General features: G+C 65.3%; 20 protein-coding genes. 14 read left to right on the plus strand and 6 right to left on the minus strand.

What is annotated here, in order from left to right; all coding sequences use genetic code 11:
- Window positions 1-43: 43 nt before the first annotated feature.
- The 6 genes from H4W01_RS17345 to H4W01_RS17370 all read right to left on the minus strand — a co-directional run bounded on the left by H4W01_RS17345 (window position 44) and on the right by H4W01_RS17370 (window position 3,578).
- Entirely contained in the window at window positions 44-949 is a 906-nt protein-coding gene (locus H4W01_RS17345) for a lytic transglycosylase domain-containing protein (RefSeq protein WP_209612639.1), read from the minus strand.
- 99 nt (window positions 950-1,048) lie between these two features.
- Window positions 1,049-1,405: a flagellar protein FlgN gene (locus tag H4W01_RS17350; RefSeq protein ID WP_010405286.1), complete on the minus strand. Its 357-nt coding sequence runs from the start codon at window positions 1,403-1,405 to the stop codon at window positions 1,049-1,051.
- Window positions 1,402-1,689, minus strand: a complete 288-nt coding sequence (locus H4W01_RS17355) for a flagellar biosynthesis anti-sigma factor FlgM (RefSeq protein ID WP_010405287.1) — start codon at window positions 1,687-1,689, stop codon at window positions 1,402-1,404. Before H4W01_RS17355 ends, H4W01_RS17350 begins: the two co-directional genes overlap by 4 nt.
- 99 nt (window positions 1,690-1,788) lie before the next feature.
- Window positions 1,789-2,328: a flagella basal body P-ring formation protein FlgA gene (locus tag H4W01_RS17360; RefSeq protein ID WP_010405289.1), complete on the minus strand. Its 540-nt coding sequence runs from the start codon at window positions 2,326-2,328 to the stop codon at window positions 1,789-1,791.
- A gap of 48 nt (window positions 2,329-2,376) precedes the next feature.
- A complete protein-coding gene (locus H4W01_RS17365; protein WP_334685325.1) occupies window positions 2,377-2,928 on the minus strand; it encodes a flagellar motor protein MotB in 552 nt (183 codons plus the stop codon).
- On the minus strand, window positions 2,925-3,578 hold the full coding sequence (locus H4W01_RS17370) for a motility protein A (protein WP_209612640.1): 654 nt from the start codon (window positions 3,576-3,578) through the stop codon (window positions 2,925-2,927). Before H4W01_RS17370 ends, H4W01_RS17365 begins: the two co-directional genes overlap by 4 nt.
- A 235-nt stretch (window positions 3,579-3,813) precedes the next feature.
- Here H4W01_RS17370 and flgB point away from each other — a divergent pair, with 235 nt between their 5' ends.
- The 14 genes from flgB (at window position 3,814) to H4W01_RS17440 (ending at window position 16,171) form a co-directional block, all read left to right on the plus strand.
- The gene (flgB, locus tag H4W01_RS17375; protein WP_010405293.1) at window positions 3,814-4,170 is read left to right on the plus strand and encodes a flagellar basal body rod protein FlgB; all 357 of its coding nucleotides are present in this window, start codon (window positions 3,814-3,816) and stop codon (window positions 4,168-4,170) included.
- Window positions 4,171-4,172: 2 nt separating this feature from the next.
- Entirely contained in the window at window positions 4,173-4,583 is a 411-nt protein-coding gene (gene flgC / locus H4W01_RS17380; protein WP_010405294.1) for a flagellar basal body rod protein FlgC, read from the plus strand.
- A gap of 3 nt (window positions 4,584-4,586) precedes the next feature.
- The gene (locus tag H4W01_RS17385) at window positions 4,587-5,273 is read left to right on the plus strand and encodes a flagellar hook assembly protein FlgD (protein WP_209612641.1); all 687 of its coding nucleotides are present in this window, start codon (window positions 4,587-4,589) and stop codon (window positions 5,271-5,273) included.
- Window positions 5,274-5,306: 33 nt separating this feature from the next.
- Window positions 5,307-6,554, plus strand: a complete 1,248-nt coding sequence (locus tag H4W01_RS17390) for a flagellar hook protein FlgE (RefSeq protein WP_010405296.1) — start codon at window positions 5,307-5,309, stop codon at window positions 6,552-6,554.
- A gap of 23 nt (window positions 6,555-6,577) precedes the next feature.
- Window positions 6,578-7,321, plus strand: a complete 744-nt coding sequence (gene flgF, locus H4W01_RS17395; protein ID WP_010405297.1) for a flagellar basal-body rod protein FlgF — start codon at window positions 6,578-6,580, stop codon at window positions 7,319-7,321.
- A gap of 12 nt (window positions 7,322-7,333) precedes the next feature.
- On the plus strand, window positions 7,334-8,122 hold the full coding sequence (gene flgG / locus H4W01_RS17400) for a flagellar basal-body rod protein FlgG (protein ID WP_209612642.1): 789 nt from the start codon (window positions 7,334-7,336) through the stop codon (window positions 8,120-8,122).
- A gap of 11 nt (window positions 8,123-8,133) precedes the next feature.
- A complete protein-coding gene (locus tag H4W01_RS17405) occupies window positions 8,134-8,817 on the plus strand; it encodes a flagellar basal body L-ring protein FlgH (protein WP_209612643.1) in 684 nt (227 codons plus the stop codon).
- 149 nt (window positions 8,818-8,966) lie between these two features.
- A complete protein-coding gene (locus H4W01_RS17410) occupies window positions 8,967-10,040 on the plus strand; it encodes a flagellar basal body P-ring protein FlgI (RefSeq protein ID WP_154651304.1) in 1,074 nt (357 codons plus the stop codon).
- Window positions 10,037-10,381, plus strand: a complete 345-nt coding sequence (locus tag H4W01_RS17415; protein WP_126846709.1) for a rod-binding protein — start codon at window positions 10,037-10,039, stop codon at window positions 10,379-10,381. The genes H4W01_RS17410 and H4W01_RS17415 overlap by 4 nt, the downstream gene beginning before the upstream one ends.
- A complete protein-coding gene (flgK, locus tag H4W01_RS17420) occupies window positions 10,378-11,724 on the plus strand; it encodes a flagellar hook-associated protein FlgK (RefSeq protein WP_209612644.1) in 1,347 nt (448 codons plus the stop codon). Before H4W01_RS17415 ends, flgK begins: the two co-directional genes overlap by 4 nt.
- Window positions 11,725-11,732: 8 nt before the next feature.
- Window positions 11,733-12,653, plus strand: a complete 921-nt coding sequence (gene flgL, locus H4W01_RS17425) for a flagellar hook-associated protein FlgL (protein WP_209612645.1) — start codon at window positions 11,733-11,735, stop codon at window positions 12,651-12,653.
- A 128-nt stretch (window positions 12,654-12,781) separates the two neighbouring features.
- Entirely contained in the window at window positions 12,782-13,645 is an 864-nt protein-coding gene (gene motA, locus H4W01_RS17430) for a flagellar motor stator protein MotA (RefSeq protein ID WP_010405307.1), read from the plus strand.
- Between the two features lie 226 nt (window positions 13,646-13,871).
- Entirely contained in the window at window positions 13,872-14,780 is a 909-nt protein-coding gene (locus H4W01_RS17435) for a flagellar motor protein MotB (protein ID WP_209612646.1), read from the plus strand.
- Between the two features lie 41 nt (window positions 14,781-14,821).
- Window positions 14,822-16,171: a glycosyltransferase gene (locus H4W01_RS17440; protein ID WP_209612647.1), complete on the plus strand. Its 1,350-nt coding sequence runs from the start codon at window positions 14,822-14,824 to the stop codon at window positions 16,169-16,171.
- Window positions 16,172-16,174 lie beyond the last annotated feature (3 nt).

The raw sequence follows: 16,174 nt of genomic DNA on the forward strand, positions 1-16,174 counted from the left end.
CACCAGATTTCAGGGCACCCGACTTCAACGCAATCGCCACCACTTACGCTCCCATCTGCGCGAGCATCATGTAGGCCAGCCGGGCATTGGCCGGGGTCGGGCGCAGCAGACTGGCGCTTTCGACACGGGTGCCATTGCCGCTGGCGGATCCACTCAGCCGGTCGAGCGTCGATTGCGCCCACACGGCCGCATCGGCGGTCGAGGTTTCGTCATTGCCGGGAATGACATCCGCCCCCCAGCTCCCGAGCCGCGTTGCCGCGAGCCCCGACGTCGCCGCAACCGGCGCGCTGGCCCCGGCGGCGCTCTGGTCGAGCTTGGCCGAGAAGCGGCTGTAAATGTCGGCGAGCGAGCGCGGCTCGCCATTGGCGGCAAAGAAGACGCTGCGATTGGCATGGGCGGCGGCGGGGAACATCGCCGCGCCGCTCTTGTCGGGGGAGGTCTGCAAAGCGGTCAGAAACGACCGTGCGCCGCCAAGACCCAGGAAGTGCGCCATATAAAGATCGGTGCCGGTCGCCGTCCGCCCGGTCGCGCTTTCCAGCGCGCTCTTGTTGTCGCTGGCATGTTCGGCGGCCATCATCGAGGCGGTGGCGGGATCGTTGCGCAGCGCCAGGATCGCGCGGCGCGTCGCCGGATCAGCAACGGTCGCACGACCGGTCGACGTAACGGTGATCGCATCGGCGGCCCAGCCAAGCCCGTGTTCCGCGCCATGCGCCTTGACCACACGCAGCCAGCTTTGGTCGACGAATTGATACAGGCCGGTCGCGCTCGACGTCCCCGCTTTGGCATCGGCACGCAGGCCGCTTTCCAATTTGGCCTGGCCCAGCAGATAATTGAAATCGATGCCAGTCGACTGGCTGGCATTGGCGATCGCCGTACGAATCGCCCCGCCGCCGAGGCTTTTCACCTCGCTGGCGGCACCGTTCAAAAGGGAGAGTGGATTGAAAGGCATCGGTCCCCGGCTGCGTCGCGGCTATTCGAGCGAATAGTCAGGCGAACATAAGCAAGAGCCGTGCCAGTTATCCTTAATGAGGCGTAACCCGCGTGTGGGTCAGGCGTAGGCCGCGATTCCCATGCCGGGGCGATACACCGTCCCCGGGGCGGAGCCGACCGCCACACCGGCAGACCCGGTCAAGGTTTGCAGGCGGCGGCGAACATTTGCCGCCATCAGGTTGACGTAGATGCGGCAGGTCTCGTTCAGGCGATGCGCCTCATCGGCAAGGGCGCGCAATTCCGGGCTGGCGGGCCCAGTGCCGAATGCCGCAATCGCTTCGATCGCGCCGAGCTTTTCCTGGGTTGCCGCCTCAAGTGCAAGCACGTCATTGGTCTTGAGCGCGGCAATCTCTGCATGGAGCGATTCGATGACGCGGATCAGCGCATCCCGCCGCGAGGAACCGGGAGAGGTCATTTCTTCGGGCTCCAATAGAGTTTCAGGGCGAGCATCCGATCGGCAATGGTTTCGGGGAAGAGCGGATAACTGCCGTCGCGCACGGCCTGGCGCACCTGTTCCACCCGCTTGCTTTCGACCGGGGCCTGCTTCCCAAAGTCAAAAGCGAGCGCGGACAGCTCCAATTGCTTGGCCGCCGCCTCGCTCGGCTGCGCTGCCGCCTTTGCGGTTTGCGCAGATGCTGCCACCGGCACGACCAGACGGTCTTGGGTCGTGACAGCCTTTGCTCCGATCGGTTCCACCATTGCCTGCACCTTTGCGGTTTCCGCTGACATGATGGAAGAACGACCGATCGCGACGGACCTTAAGAAATTATTCTATCCATCGGCAGAGGCGGTGCCGACTCATTCGGTCCAACCGGGCAGTGTGGCGCGGCCATTGGCGATCGCGACCGCCTGGATCGGCGCGCGCGCGCTGTCGATCTTCACCAGAAAGCGCCCTCCGGCGACCGCATCGCCCGCTGCAATCCCTTCCCGGGTGATCGAAAAGCCCGGCGATCCGGCGCTGATCGTCACCGGATCGCCGCGCTTGATAACATAGACCGGCCGAAGCGGGGCCACTTCCGACGGCGTGATAACCAGCGGAGCCGCGCCCTTTGGCGCGACCACTGGGGTGCGGATCGGCACGAACAGCCGCCATTGCGGCCCGGTGCAGGTCACCACCACCGCGTCATGCGTCTCCGATCGCCACGCCATCGACACCATCGGGCAGGCCGCCAGCTTCAGACGGCTGTCGACCGGGGTCCGCGCGCCCCCCTCCTCGCCGATCGCCTTGCCCGCAAAGGCGGCAACCGCGCGATCGAGCGTGGCGGTATCCTGAAAGGCTGGTGCCGCAGCCGCCGGGCTGGCCACCGCGATCAAGACCAAGGGGAGATGACGCAACATCGCATTATCCTCTGCAAAAGCGGCAAAGCGCGGTTGCCGGGCGGCACATCATTGCCGCCCTCCCGCATAGCCGGTGGAAACGGTGACACTGCGCTGCCCCGGGCGGGCGGCAGCGACGATGGTGATACGGTTGGCGGGAACCGCATGCGCCAGCAGCAGCGCGCTTGCCACTGCGCGCGCGCGGTCCGCAGCGAGCACGGCACCACTGCCGGTCACAGGATCAACGTCGCCCGGAGAGCCGTCGACCGCACCGGCAACCCGCAACAGCACCCGATCGTCACGGGTCGCATCGCGGGCCCAGCCGATCAACGCATCGGGAGCGATGGGCAGCGCCGCCGAGCCCAGCGCAAAGCCGCGCATCGCGCCCGCCGACACCGCCATCGGCTCAGGTGTCGGGATTGCCGAAGGAGCCCCCACATCCCGCACGCCAAAACCCGCGCGCAGCCCGCGCGCGAGTGCGGCGCGGTCCAACTGCTGGCTTGCCTGCAACAACACGAAGAATCCGACCAGCAGCAACGCCAGATCGGCAAGCGTCATCAGCCAGATCGGCCGCGTGGGCGCGAGGTCGGGAAGATCATCCTCGAGCGCGAGCGACATCATGCCACCTCCGCCATCACCGCGCGCGGGGCCTCGCGCGCGGCCAAGGCGATCAGCGGCGCATCGAGCCGCAAACGCTCCACCGCCTCATCCCGCGCGTGGCGGCGCAAGCGTGCCGCAATCGGCGCAAAGACCAGATTGGCCAGCACCGCGCCATAGAGCGTGGCGAGCAAAGCAACCGCCATCGCCGCCCCGATCGCACTGGGATCGCGCATTTTAACGAACATGCCGACCAGGCCGATGAGCGTGCCGATCATCCCCATCGCAGGGGCGGTGTCGGCCGCCCCGGCCCACAATTCGGCGGCCGCCACGGCCCGTTCGCTCCGCGCGCGGCGGCGCTGGCGGAGCAGATCCGCCACCTCCTCCGGCGCGCCGCCATCGACGATCAGCGCGACTGCGGCGGCGACATCGGCATCGGCGATGACCGAACGATCCAGCGCCATGACGCCGTGGCGGCGAGCGATCCGGCCGAAGGCGACGATCTGGTCGAGCAGCCCGTCCGCAACAAAATGCCGCCGCCCCAAGGTCCGCAAGCCCGCAACGCCATTCGCCAGATCGCGCGCGGGGGTGCGCAGGATCATCGCGGCAAGCGTGCCGCCGCCAACGATCGCGAAAGCGATGGGATCAAGGAACGGGGCGAGCAAGGCTATCATCCGCCTCGACACTGCAAGGCGCGGGCCAGATTGCCCGGGATTGACGACACGCCGAGCGATACGAACCGTCCACGCCGTCTCCGCCCGCACCGGAGGCAAAACCGGCAACCGCATTGCCGCCAGGCGGCAAGCCCTTGCCGGTCACGCGTGCCGCAGGCCCTTTTCTGCCGCTCCAGCGCATTTGGCACGCCCTTTGCTGATACCCCGTTGCGCAATCCGGCGCAGGAGACGGGCAATGCCCAACGAAGGCCTTTTCGGAGTTCATGGTGCCGCACTCGAAGTGCGCTCGCAGCGCATGGGTGTGCTCGCCTCGAACATCGCGAATGCCTCCACGCCGGGCTTCAAAGCGCAGGACGTGGATTTCCACACCGCGCTTGCGGCGGTGGAAAATGCGACCAACACCGGCGGCGACGTCAGCATCAAGGGCGCGCTGCAATATCGCGTGCCGTCGCAGCCGTCGCTCGATGGCAATACCGTCGAACTGTCGACCGAACAGACCGCCTTTGCCGAAAACGCCGTCGCCTATCAGACGACCTTGTCCTTCCTCAACGGGCGCATCGGGCAAATCACCCGCGCGTTGAAAGGCGAATAAGCATGGCCGATCAGCCGCTCACCATTTTCCAGGTCGCCGGGCGCGCCATGTCGGCGCAGCTGGTGCGGATGAACACCACCGCGTCGAACCTGGCCAATGCCGGGTCCGTCGCGACCAGCGCCGACACCGCCTATCGCACGATCAAGCCGGTGTTCCGCACGCAGTTCGACAAGGCGACCGGGCTCGCCACCGTCAATGTCGAAAGCATCGTCCAGGCCGGCGAAACCCCAAACAAGCGCTACGATCCGTCGCATCCGCTCGCCGACAAAGACGGCAATGTGTGGGAATCGGCGGTCGATGAAACGCGCGAGCTGGTCGACATGATGGAGACCGCGCGCAGCTACCAGAACAATGTCGAGGTCATGCAGACCGCGAAATCGCTGATCCTCGATACCCTCAAGATGGGACGTTAAACCATGGCTTCGACCTTCGATTCCACGCTGAACAGCCTCGGCATAAACTCCACCACCGCCAACACGACCAGTTCGGCGGTGGCCAAAAGCTCGCAGTCGCTCGGCACGTCGGACTTCCTCAAGCTGATGACCGCCCAGCTCCAGAATCAGGACCCCTTCGCGCCGGTCGACAACAATCAGATGGTCGCCCAGCTCGCGCAGATCACCAGCACATCGGGCATCAGCGACATCAACACCACGCTGAAGGCCATTCAGGACAAGCTCGGCTCGACCTCTTCCAGCGACGCGCTTTCCTATGTCGGGAAGACCGTGCTGACCGAAGGCTCGACCGCTTATGGTCGCACCTCGGGCGGCCTGGCCGGCGCGGCGGAGCTCGATGCCGATGCGACCGACGTCACCGTCTCGATCCGGGATGCCAATGGCCAGACACTCAAGACGCTGTCGCTCGGCGCGCAAAAGGCCGGCACCGTATCCTATGACTGGGATGGCAAGACCGCGAGCGGTGCCGACGCCGGCACCGGCCCGTTCACCGTGTCGGTCGCCGCCGCCGCGAACGGCACCAGCGTCACCAGTCGCAACCTCGTCTGGGCCCCCGTCGCGGCGGTATCGATGCCCAGCTCAGGCACCCCTGTCCTCACCGTGCCCGGCGTCGGGCAAGTCCCCATCACTGCCGTCCGCCAGGTCGGCTGATCCCCTCATCCCCATTGTCCAAGGAGCACCGCAATGTCTTTCTACACCTCGCTCAGCGGCCTGCAGGCGGCCCAGACCGAACTCTCGGCCGTTTCGCACAACCTCGCCAACGTTTCGACCAACGGCTTCAAGAAGAGCCGCACCGATTTCGCCGACGTGATCGCATCGAGCATCTCGACGGATCCGACCAAGATCGTCGGCTCGGGCGTGGTGGTGAAGGCCAACAAGCAGCAGTTCACCGAAGGCAACCTCAAGACCACGGGTGCCGCGCTCGATCTCACCGTCGCCGGTGATGGCTTCTTCGCGGTGAAGACCAGCGGCCTCAACACCAGCACCGCTTATACCCGCAACGGCGCCTTCCAGATCGATCCGACCACGCACAACATCGTCGACGCGCAAGGATCGACTTTGCTCGGCTATCCGGTCGATGCCAAGGGCAACGTGACCGCAAGCGGTGCCGATGGCCTGGTGCCGATCAACCTGCCGCAGACCAGCGGAACCCCGGCACCGACCGGCAATGTCGCGCTGAAGGTCAACCTCTACGCGGCCGCGTCGATCCCGACGACCACCTTCGATCCGGCCAACGCGTCCAGCTACAACAGTTCGACGACGTCGACGATCTATGACTCGTCGGGCAAAGCGAGCACGCTGACCAATTACTATGTCCACACCGGCACCGACGCGTGGACCGTCCACAGCTTTGTCGGCGACAAGGAACTCAGCGTTGGCGGCTCGACCGCCGGTACTCCGGTGACGTTCGATGCAAGCGGCAAGATCACCGCGCCGACCACGCCGGTATCCTATGATGCCTTCACGCCGACCACGGGTGGCGTTTCGCAGACGCTGAAGTTCGATCTCGCCGGATCGACCCAGAATTCCACCGCTTTCTCGGTCAATGCGCGCAGCTCCGACGGTTCGTCGGTCGGCGATCTGTCCGGCGTTACCGTCAATTCCGAGGGCATGGTCACCGCGACCTATTCCAATGGCGATACCACCGCGCTCGGCAAGGTCGCGCTCGCCAACTTCTCGAACCCCGCAGGCCTGCGCCAGGATGGCGACAGCTATTGGTCGGCCAGCGGTGTGTCCGGCCAGGCGTCGCTTGGCTCGGCGAAGGAAAACGGGTTCGGCTCGCTGCTTTCGGGCACGCTCGAAGGGTCGAACGTCGATATCACCGAGGAACTGGTCGCCCTGATTGCAGCACAGCGCAATTTCCAGGCGAACTCCAAGGCGCTCGATACCAGCAACCAGATCACGCAGACGATCGTCAACCTGCGCGCCTGACAGGAGCCTAATCGGAGCATAGCATGGACAAGCTGGTCTATACGGCGGCCTCGGGCCTCAAGGCGCATCTCGCGTCGCAGGCGGCGATTGCCAACAATATGGCGAACGCGTCAACGACCGGCTTTCGCGCCGATCGCGTCGTGTTCGACCGGCTGTCGCTGCAAGGCTCCGATTTCGACACCCGCACCCCGGCCTCGGCCGAAGTGGTCGATGCCGATCGCAAGCCCGGCGCGATCCAGCAGACCGGGCGGTCGCTCGACATCGCAATCACCGGCGAAAGCTGGCTCGCGGTGCAAGCGACCGACGGGAGCGAAGCCTATACCCGCCGCGGCGATTTGCAGGTTGCGCCATCGGGCGTGCTGCAGACCGGTGACGGCTTCCCGGTGATCGGGTCGGGGGGCCCGATCACCGTCCCTCCGGCACAGAGCATTTCGATCTCCGAGGATGGCAAGCTGTCGATCGTCCCGCTGGGCGGCGACGCCCGCAACCCGCAAGTGATCGACACGCTGAAGCTCGCCAGCCCGAAGGGGTCGGAAACCGTGAAGGGCACCGACAACCTGCTCCACGTCAAGGGCGGCGGCGTGCTGCCGAGCGACCTGGACGCCAAGGTCGAGACCGGTGCGCTCGAAGGGTCCAACGTCAACATGACGCAAGCGCTGGTCGATATGATCGAGAATCAGCGCAGCTACGAAGTCCAGGCCAATTTGATGAAATCGGCCAAGGACATGGATGAAAGCTCCGCATCTGTGATGCGGCTGCCGTCTTGAAGGGAATAGACCATGGGTAGTGCAGCCATGCAAATCGCGCGGACTGGGATCGATGCCCAGGACATGCGCATGCGCGTCATCTCGAACAACCTCGCGAACGTCAACACGACCGCCTATAAGAAGGATCGCGCGGCGTTCGAGACGCTGGCATACCAGACCGTTACCGCGCCCGGCGCGCCGAGCACCGCCGAATCCAAATATGCCACCGGGCTGAACCTCGGCACCGGCGTACGGGTACAGGGAACCGCGCGGATCGACACGCAAGGGTCGTTCCAGCAGACCAATGGCAGCCTCGACCTCGCGCTCGATGGCGACGGCTATTTCCAGGTGCAGATGCCGGGCGGTACGCTTGGCTACACCCGCGCCGGCAATTTCTCGCGCTCGCCCGAAGGCCTGCTCGTCACCAGCGAGGGCTATCAAGTGCAGCCCGGCATCACCATTCCCGAAAATGCCAGCGGCATCACCATCGGGACTGATGGCACCGTCTCGGCGATCGTGTCGGGCCAGACCGGCTCGACCCAGCTCGGCCAGATCCAGGTGGCCAGCTTCCCCAATGCGGGCGGGCTGCTCAACAAGGGCGACAATTACCTGATCGAAACCTCGGCCAGCGGTGCCGCCAATCTCGGCGTGGCCGGGCAGGATGGGCGCGGCAACATTCGCCAGGGGCAACTCGAAGGCTCCAACGTCAACGTCGTGGAGGAGCTGGTCGACATGATCGAGACGCAGCGCGCCTATGAGGTCAATTCAAAAATGATCTCGGCGACCGACGAAATGCTCAAATATGTTAACCAAAATATCTGATGGTTAATCCGATGAAACCATCCGCCCTCCGAATCGGCCTGATCGTCGCCGTCGTGCTGGCCCCCAGCGCCGCCAACGCGAATCTGTTCGGCAAGAAGAAGCCGCCGGTCGATTTCTCGGCGGCCTTCCCGCCGCCGCCGCCCGCCGCCCCGCCGGCCGCGACCGGGTCGATCTTCCAGGTCTCGCAAGGCTATGCCGCATTGTACGAAGGTACGCGCGCGCGCCGCGTCGGCGATCCGCTGACGATCGTGCTGGTCGAGCGCACCGCCGCCTCCAAATCGGCGAGTTCCAAACTCGATTCGAGCGGCGGCCTCGGCCTTACGCCGCCAACCACCGGTGCCCTGTCGCTGTTCAAGGGCACCGATGCCAGCGCAAGCGGTACGCGCAGCTTCACCGGCCAAGGCGCGACCGACCAGTCGAACACGCTGTCGGGCGAAGTCAGCGTCACCGTCAGCCAGGTTTTCCCCAACGGCACCATGCTGGTCCAGGGCCAGAAGCGCGTCACGCTCAATCGCGGCGACGAGTTCGTGCAGATCAAGGGCCTGATCCGCATCGCCGACATCGACGCCGACAACCGCGTCCCGTCCACGCGCGTCGCCGATGCGCAGATCGCCTATACCGGCAAGGGCGATGTCGCACGTGCCAGCCGCCAGGGCTGGCTCAGCCGGTTCTTCTCGGTGGTGAGTCCCTTCTGATGCTGACAGTCCTGCATCCCAAATCCGTTCGTGCTGAGCCTGTCGAAGCACCGCGTTCCAAAGGCGCGGCGTCGCGTGCGGCACCGGCCCTTCGACAGGCTCAGGGCAAACGGATTTGGAGTGCGCGCGTCATCGCGGCCCTGCTGACTATGCTCGCGGCCTTGACGCTCGCGGCACCCGCCTCCGCCGACCGGATCAAGGATCTCGGCGGCTTCCAGGGCATCCGGTCGAACCAGCTGACGGGGTATGGCATTGTCGTGGGGCTGCCCGGCACCGGCGACGACAATCTCGAATATACCATCCAGTCGATGAAGGCGGTCGCCTCGCGCTTCGGCCTGCAACTCCCCTCGAACGTCAACCCCGGCCTGAAGAATGCCGCCGTCGTGCTGATCACCGCCGATTTGCCGCCCTTCGCCAAGCCGGGCCAGAAGCTCGACATCACCGTCGCCTCGATGGGCAAGGCCAAGTCGCTGCGCGGTGGTGCCTTGATCCTGACGCCACTGCTCGGTGCCGATGGCCAGATCTACGCCATGGCACAGGGCAACCTCGCGGTCGGCGGGCTTGGCGCTGAGGGCAAGGACGGCTCGCAGATCGTTGTCAACATTCCCTCGGCGGGCCGCATTCCCGAGGGGGCAACGGTCGAGCGCGCGGTGCAGACCGGCTTCGAAACGACGCCGGTGCTGACCTACAACCTCACCCGCGCCGATTTCACCACCGCACAGAATGTCGCGGCCGCGATCAATTCGCGGCTTGGTGCGGGAAGCGCACAGGCGGTCGATGCGGTGTCCGTCTCGGTCCGTGCGCCAATCGGTGGTGACGTGCGCGCGACCCTGATGAGCGAGATCGAGAATCTCGACGTCGTTTCGGCCGAACCATCGGCCAAGGTCATCGTCAACGCGCGCACCGGCACCGTCGTGATCAATTCCACCGTGCGTGTCGGCAGCGCCGCCGTCACCCATGGCAAGCTGACCGTCCGCATCGACGAAACCGAAAAGGCAAGCCAGCCCGCCCCGTTCAGCCAGGGCCAGACGACCAAGGAACAGAAATCGGCGGTTGCCGTCGACGAGGAAAAGCATCCGATGTTCCTGATCGAGCCCGGCCCCAAGCTCTCCGACGTGGTCAAGGCGGTCAATGCGATTGGGGCATCGCCCGCCGATCTGGTCGCGATCCTGGAAGCGTTGAAGGAAGCCGGCGCGCTGAAGGCGGAGCTGATCATCCTATGAGCGACATCCCCGCCATCACGCCGGTCGCGGCACCCGCCATTTCGGCGGGCGTCGGCGTCGACACCAGCCGCCTGCAAAGCCGCGCCAACCTGGAAGCGGCCGGCAAGAAGTTCGAAGCCGTCTTCACCAACATGATGGTGAAGGCGATGCATTCGACGCATCTCGCCGAGGACACGCTGTTCGGATCGAAGGGCATGGACACCTTCAAGGACATGCAAAGCACGCAACTCGCGCAGAGCATGGCCGAGCATGCGCCGCTCGGCATCGGCAAGGCGATGACCGATTTCCTCGCGAAATCACAAAAGGGATTGCAGGCAGATCCGCCGGGTGATCAGCCGTGAGTGATCTGCTCGGCATCGGGGCCAGTGGCGTGCGCGCGTATCAGACCGCGCTGACCACCGTCTCCGAGAACATCTCCAACGCGAGTACGCCCGGCTATGCCAAGCGCACGACCGATCTGCGCGAGATCGCCCCGGCCAACAGCCTCACCGCCAACAATGCGACGACGACCGGGCAGGGCGTTTCGGTCGCCGGGGTCACGCGCGCGGCGGATTCGCTGCGCGCGGCCGATGTGCGCAACGCAAGTGCCGACCTCGCGCGGAGCGAAACCGGCATTGCCTGGCTCGACCGGATCGAGACGGCGTTGACCGGCAACCAGTTGGGCGATCGCCTGACCGGGTTCTTCAATGCCGCCAAAGCCGTCGCCGCCGACCCGACCTCGACCACACCGCGCAGCGCGCTGCTCGAACAGGCCAGCGCGGTTGCGAACAGCTTCACCGCGACCGGCAAGGCGCTCAACAATCTCGATGCCGATGTGGACGCCACGGCCGACAATGCCGTTGCCACGCTCAACACGCTCGGTGCCTCGCTCGCCAAGGTGAATGAGGGGCTCGGCCGCGTCACCCCCGGATCGAATGGTGCCGCGCAATTGGCCGATCAGCGCGATGCCATCCTGGATCAGATCAGCGCCATCTCCGATATCACGGTGACGACCGATTCGGTCGGACGCGCAACGGTCAAACTCGGCAATGCCGGGGGCCCTACCTTCGTTGAAGCCAATCAGGCCGCCAGCGTCACCTTCGCGCGCGGTACCGATGGCACGGTGTCCTTTGCCGTCCATACGCAGCAAGCGGTTTCGACCGTCACGCCCAATGGCGGCGCGCTCGCCGGTGTCATCGATGGCGCGGCCCGCATTGCCGACGCCCGCACCAAGCTCAACACCATCGCCACCGCCTTTACCGATGGCGTCAATGCCGTGCAGGCGCAGGGCAACGACCTCGATGGCAAAAGTGGTGCTGCATTGTTCACGGTTGGCACCACGCCGACCGACATTTCGCTGTCGCTCACCGATCCGCGCGGTGTCGCCGCCGCCGGGGCGGGCAAGGGCGTGCGCGACAACAGCAATCTCGCCAATCTCGATACGCTGCGCACGAGCGGCGCGTTCGAAGCCAACACGACCGCATTGATTTCCAGCAACGCATCGACGCTCGCCAATCGCAAGCAAGTCGCCGATGCGCAAAGCGCGATTCGCGACAATGCGGTCGCCGCGCGCGATGCCGTGTCGGGCGTCAATCTCGACAGCGAAGCGGTCGACCTGCTGCGCTTCCAGCAAGCCTATCAGGCATCGAGCCGGGTGATCCAGGTCGCGCGCGACACGCTGCAGTCGATTCTCGATATCCACTAGAGGCCGCCATGCAAATCGGGACCAGCCAATTCTACGCCACCGGCGCATCGCAGCTCGGCAAGCTGTCGGCGCAGGCGGACACGCTCAACACCCAGATCGCGACGGGCAAGAAGATCACCGCGCCCTCACAGGATGTGGTGGCCTATAATCGCCTCAGCGCGATCAAACAGGCCAATGCCGACAACACCGCTTATGCCAGCAATATCAGCCTCGCAAAGTCGCTGCTCCAGCAATCCGATACGACGCTCACCGCCGTCACCTCGCAGCTCCAGCGTGCCGCCGAGCTGACCACCCAGGCGGCCAACGGCACGCTGAACGACGCCAATCGCAAGGCAATCGCGACCGAGTTGCAAAGCATCCGCGACGATCTGGTGAATCTGGCGGGAACGACCGATGCGCGCGGCCAGCCGCTGTTCGCGGCGGCGACGGGCAAGGGCGCGGTCACCCAGGCGGCGGACGGGACCGTCACGTTCGATGGAACCGGCGAAGTCCCCGCGATTCCCGTGGGCGACGGCACCGACGTCCGCGCGACCGACAGCGCGCAGCGCGTGTTTGGCGGGATCTCAGACGGCAAGGGCGGCACGACCGATATTTTCGCGGTCTTGTCGACCTACATTTCGGCGCTCAACGCCGGTGGCACGGCAACCGCCTCCGCCGCATCGGGCACCGCCGCGACCGCGATTCAGTCGGCGCTCAACCAGGTATCGGACGTGCAGGGTTCGGTCGGTGCGCGCGCCGCCCGGCTCGATATCGTCTCGTCGCAAGCGACCGATGCCGCAGGTGCGCGCGAAGTGGACCGCACCGCGCTTGAGGATACCGATATTTCCACCGCAATCGTCGATCTGCAAAAAACGATGACGATCCTGCAGGCAACGCAGGCGAGTTTCACCAAGCTCGGCCAGCTTTCGCTGTTCGACTATCTGAAATAACGGCGCGCGCAGCGCGGTCGAACAAAAATACCCTGCGTGGTTAACCGATTGGCGACGTATCCGCGCTAACCCTCAGAAATACCGCACGCCTTCTGTAGGGCGGGCCAAAAAGGGGTACCCCGCGACTCATGTTTCCCGTCATCGGCATCGTCGTCCTTCTTGTGATGATCTTCGGCGGCTTCGCGATCACCGGCGGCGCGCTCGGCCCGGTGATGGAAGCGATTCCGCACGAAATGCTGATCATCGGCGGTGCCGCAGTCGGCGCGCTGATCATCGGCAATTCGATGAAGGAACTGAAGGCGCTGGGCGGCGGCTTGATGAAGGTGTTCAAGGGCCCAAAATATAAGAAACAGGATTATCTCGACGTCATCTTCCTGGTGTCGAAGCTGATGAAGATGCTGCGCACCGAAGGGCCGATCGCGCTGGAGCCGCATGTCGAGGATCCCAAATCCTCCGCCGTCTTCGCCGAATATCCGCGCCTGCTCGCCGACCACACGCTGGTCAATCTGATCGCCGACACGCTGCGGCTAGTCGTCGTCTCGTCGGGCACGCTCGACGTCCATGCGGTCGAGGACGTGATGGACAATATGATCAAGACGCATCACCACGAAGTCGAAGGCCCGCAGGGCACGATCGCGACGCTGGCCGATGCGCTGCCCGCCCTCGGCATCGTCGCGGCGGTGCTGGGCGTGGTCAAGACGATGGGCTCGATCGACAAACCGCCCGCGATCCTGGGCGCGATGATCGGATCGGCGCTGGTCGGCACCTTCATGGGCGTGCTGCTGGCATACGGTATCGTCGCCCCGCTCGCCAACCGGCTGAAGCAGGTCATCGAGGCCGACGCCGCAATCTATCACGTCGTCAAGCAGATCATCATCGCCTCGCTCCACGGCCACCCGCAGCCGCTCGTCATCGAAGCCGCCCGCTCGGGCATCGCGCACTCGAACCAACCCGGCTTCGCCGAAGTGTTCGACGGTCTGCGGGGGCGGTAAGCGTGGCCCGGTTCACGCGGAGGCGCGGAGACGCGGAGATGAAAGGGGTTTCGCGCAGAGGCGCAGAGGACGCAGAGAGGATGCTCGCCGTCGCGCCAACGGCGCTTAAAAACGCCGGTCAAAAAGGTGGAGCCGCGCTGACGCGCGGGCGCGCGCCTCTGCGTCCTCTGCGCCTCTGCGCGAACCCATTCTTCGGTCTCCGCGTCTCCGCGCCGGGGGCCCGCTAATGGCCACCGCACGCGCGCCGCATGGCACCAATTTGCCGCCCAAGATCATCTACAAGAAGGTCTATATCGAAGGGCATGGCGGTCATCACGGCGGGGCGTGGAAAGTCGCTTATGCCGATTTCGTGACGGCGATGATGGCGTTCTTCCTGCTGATGTGGCTGCTTGGCGCAACCAACGAAAAGCAGCGCAAGGCGCTGGCCGACTATTTCTCGCCGACACTGGTACAGTTGAAGGAAAACAGTGCAGGCTCGATGGGCCTGTTCGGCGGATCTTCGATCACCGACCAGGACAATTACCAGCATAAGGCGTCGCAGACCGGCACGCGCTCGATGACGGTGCCGGCCGACGCCGTCGGCGGCGCACAGGTCGGCACCGGGCAGAAGGGCACGCTCAAGGATCGCGCCGCGCTGTCGGCCGAGGACCGCAAGAATTTCGAGACGATGAAGCGCCAGATGGCGCGCGCAATGGCGGCGACGCCCAATCTCGCCAAGCTGTCCAACCATGTCCGCTTCGTCCAGACGCGCGATGGCTTGCGCATCGATCTGCTCGACGATGCCGATTATTCGATGTTCGACCTGGGCACGACGCAACTTGAACCGCGCGCTTCGGCGCTGATCGGTCTGGTCGCGCAAACGATCAAGGACACCGAAAACCCGATCATGATCCGCGGCCATACCGACAGCCTCGGCTATGGCGACCCGCTGGCGATGAACAACTGGATGCTGTCGAGTGCGCGCGCCGAGGCAACGCGGCGACGGCTGGCCGCAGGCGGCATTGGCGAAACGCGCTTCAATCGCATCGAGGGCGTTGCCGACCGCGAACCGATCATCAAGGGCAACGCTGCCGATCCCCGCAATCGCCGCGTTGCGATTACCTTGCTGTACCGCGCAACCAGCTTCGGTCAGTGACAGTCGGAGCGAACCCGACCCAGAAGAGTGTCACATGGGGCGTGCAAGCCGCGCTCGGCGTGTTTCTTCTCTATGGATTGACTGCGCTGCCCGATTTCGACGCCCGCTGGGGCGTTTCGCTCGCCAGTATCGTGGTGGTCCTGGGCTGGATCGTGCTGGCGGCAGTCGGGTTTCAGCTGTTGCGCGATCCGCCTGCGCGGCTGCCGCTCACCGCATTGGCGACGGCGCTGGTCGTCGTTCGCGTGACCTTTGCCTTATTCGCCGTGGGGCGAACTTCGACGGGCGACCCGAATAGCTACCTCAATTTGGCCAAGGGCCTGCTTGCGGGCGAGGGCCTGGTCATTCACGAGCCGTATTTCGGCGGGGCGTGGTATGCGCTGTTTCCGCCGCTTTATCCCCTCATTTTAGCTGGATGGGGCGCGTTTGCCGGGTTCGCGACCCCCTCGGTGCTCGCGCTCGGCACCCTGATCGATGGCGCTGCGGCAGGGTTGATCGTCCTATTGGGGAACCGGCTCGGCAGCGCGGTCGCGGGGCGACGTGCGGCGTGGCTTTATCTGCTGTGGCCGTCCGTACTGTTTTCGGCACCGCTCGCGCAAAAGGAGGGGCTGTGCGTGCTGCTGATCCTGGCGCTGGCGCTGGCGTGGATCGATCGTCGATCCGGCTGGCGCGGCGCGCTCACGCTGGGGCTTCCGGCCGGGCTGCTCGCTTTGACCCAGCCGGGCGAAGCCCCGCTCGCCGCGCTGTTCGGCCTGGTGCTGGTGCGCCGGATCGGGCTGTGGCCGATGCTTGCGGCGGGGCTGCGCGGCGCGCTCGTCACCGTGGTGGTGTTGCTGCCCTGGTGGATCCGCAACGCAATCGTCTTCCACGCCTTCGTGCCGCTGACCAGCGCCGGCGGTGCCAGCCTGTGGATCGGCAACAACCCGGATGCCACCGGCAATTGGGAGCCGCCGCCCGCCAGCCTGAAGGGCATACCCGAACTCGCTTATGGCAAGCGGATCGGCGCACTCGCACGCATTTGGATCGAAACGCATCCGGTCGCCTTTCTCCGGCTGACCGTCACCAAGCTGCTGCGCGCCTGCGGCATTGCCGAATTCGGGATCAATCGCCTGGTGGCAATGGGCCCGCCCTTCCCGCGTGCGCTGGCGGCGGCGTTGTGGCCGCTGGCGCAAGGGGCGCATCTGGCGATGCTCGCCGTCGCCGCGCTGCGGCTTGGGCGAGTTCCGTTCACGTTGATCCTGCTGATCGCCGCCTGCGGGCTGCAATGCGGGCTGTTCGGCATGTGGTTCGAATTTGGCGAACGCCACCGCGACTTCGCCACGCCCTTCCTGTTGCTGGCTTTGTGTTGGTCGTTCGCCGCGACGCCGGTTGAGAAGCTGCGCGCAAAGCCCTAGCTT

It is taken from the genome of Sphingomonas sp. PL20, assembly GCF_017875905.1.
GTDB classification, from domain to species: Bacteria; Pseudomonadota; Alphaproteobacteria; order Sphingomonadales; family Sphingomonadaceae; genus Sphingomonas; species Sphingomonas echinoides.